This is a genomic window from Companilactobacillus halodurans, from assembly GCF_009600985.1.
In the GTDB taxonomy this organism is placed as follows: Bacteria; Bacillota; Bacilli; order Lactobacillales; family Lactobacillaceae; genus Companilactobacillus; species Companilactobacillus halodurans.
Genome location: NZ_VDFP01000090.1, coordinates 1 through 1,767, shown reverse-complemented (window position 1 = coordinate 1,767; position 1,767 = coordinate 1). Strand labels below are relative to the sequence as shown.

Here is a 1,767-nt window from a genome sequence, read left to right as displayed (position 1 = left end):
AAAGTAAAACACTATAATTTGAAAAATTCACAAATTAGTCTCTTTTTCTAAAAATAATAAACTTACTAAAAATATAGTTAAGCAAAACAACGACTACATTGGCAATCAGTTTAACAATAAAACCATTTCCATGTAATAGAATCATTCCGATAAACATCGTTCCTTGATCTATGATCCAAGAACCACCTCTGAAAAGGAAGAATGAACCCATTTCTTGAAAAAAGGCTTTCCATGTCGTCGTATGAGAATTGAAAACCCACAATTTATTGGTAACATAGGCAAAAATAACTGAAATTAGATAAGCAATCGCATTAGCTATTTGAGAATTCATACCCAAAGCACGCCACAAAAGCGCAAAAGCCACATAGTTTACTACTGTTGTTAAGACTCCAAAAAATAAATAAGGAATCGCATCTTTATATTTATTCCATAATTCTTTCATCATTTATGATTTTCCTTAATGGTTTAATTTCCAATTTTTATAGCTTAATCCTAAGAAGTAGGCAATAACTTCAAAGCTTGAAATAAAGAAAGTTACGGGCCAATTGGTTACAAAAGCTAAGTACAATCCTAACCAAACACCAGCCAATGACAAACCAACCGACACCATGATCAACTTAGGAACAGTATGGACAACATATTTAGCTGTAGCACCTGGCAATGTCAACAATACGAAGACTAACAACGAACCCACGATTTGAGCGCCAATACTGACGCTAAGAGCCAATGTTACTAAAAAGGCTATCGAGAGTAATCTGGTCTTCAAACCGGCTGCACGAGCGCCAATATGGTCAAATGAATCAAACGAAAGTGGTTTATAGAAAATAATAAACACGAAAATGACAAATAATGCCAAAATCATCAATTGATGAACTTCTTTGGAACTAATTCCGACAATACTTCCGAATAAGATATTTGTCGCATAACTACTTGATTCTGAAGATAACGACAAGAATAAAATTCCTAGACCAATGAATAACGACGATATGGCGCTAATTGATGCCTCTCGTCGCGACGATTCCGAACTCAAACTACCCACAGCAATAGAACTGATCAATGTAAAAATAATCATCCCTGCCAGTGGCGAAATTCCAACTAAAATACCAAATGAAGCACCCGCAAAACCAATTTCTGACAAGGTATGGGACAGAAATGACATGTTTCGAGAAACAACGAATACCCCAACTAATCCAGCCGTTATAGCGATAAAAGTGCTGGCAATAAAGGCTTCACGCATAAATTCATATCCAAACATAACCTAACCTCCCATATCAAACATATCTTCCGAAACGTCTGCCACATTAACTTCTTCAATCGTTTGATGTTTGAAAAATAATGCCCGACTAGTGTACTTTTTCGTCAACTCGTAATCATGAGTAATGAAGATAACCGTTAAATTATATTTGTGATTCAATTCTTCTACCAGATCCATCAATTGCATCTTAACTTCAACATCAAGACTGGCTGTCGATTCATCCAAAATCAAAATCTTCGGATCATTCAACAATGCTTGTGCTAAATAAGCCTTTTGCTTTTCACCACCAGAAGCTAATCCTAAAGGACGATTCTTCAAAGTTGTTAACTTCGTTTTTTCTAAAATTTGCTTGATAGTCTCGTTATCTTGGCGACGTTTAGCTGGACTCAAAGTAAACTTCAGATTCAATCGCACAAATTGTTCAATATTTAAAGGATAATCAATATCAATATTTCGGAATTGGGGCACATAGCCAATTGTTTGTTTATCAATCTTCAATTCACCACTAGTTT

The 1,767-nt window shown here is 35.1% G+C and carries 3 protein-coding genes; all 3 read right to left on the bottom strand.

The features are described from left to right. Positions 1 to 34 precede the first annotated feature (34 nt). Complete coding sequence (locus FHL06_RS12665; RefSeq protein WP_153386941.1) at positions 35 to 445, bottom strand: GtrA family protein; 411 nt, start codon at positions 443 to 445, stop codon at positions 35 to 37. Positions 446 to 457: 12 nt separating this feature from the next. Next, positions 458 to 1,255 (bottom strand): metal ABC transporter permease, encoded by a 798-nt coding sequence (locus FHL06_RS12660; RefSeq protein ID WP_120141335.1) that lies wholly within the window; start codon positions 1,253 to 1,255, stop codon positions 458 to 460. A gap of 3 nt (positions 1,256 to 1,258) precedes the next feature. Next, on the bottom strand, positions 1,259 to 1,767 hold a 509-nt coding region (locus FHL06_RS12655; protein WP_153386939.1), incomplete at its 5' end, for an ATP-binding cassette domain-containing protein.

Coding starts and splice junctions, on each gene's coding strand:
- FHL06_RS12665 (WP_153386941.1), bottom strand. CDS start 445: ATGATGAAAGAATTATGGAATAAATATAAAGATGCGATTCCTTATTTA.
- FHL06_RS12660 (WP_120141335.1), bottom strand. CDS start 1,255: ATGTTTGGATATGAATTTATGCGTGAAGCCTTTATTGCCAGCACTTTT.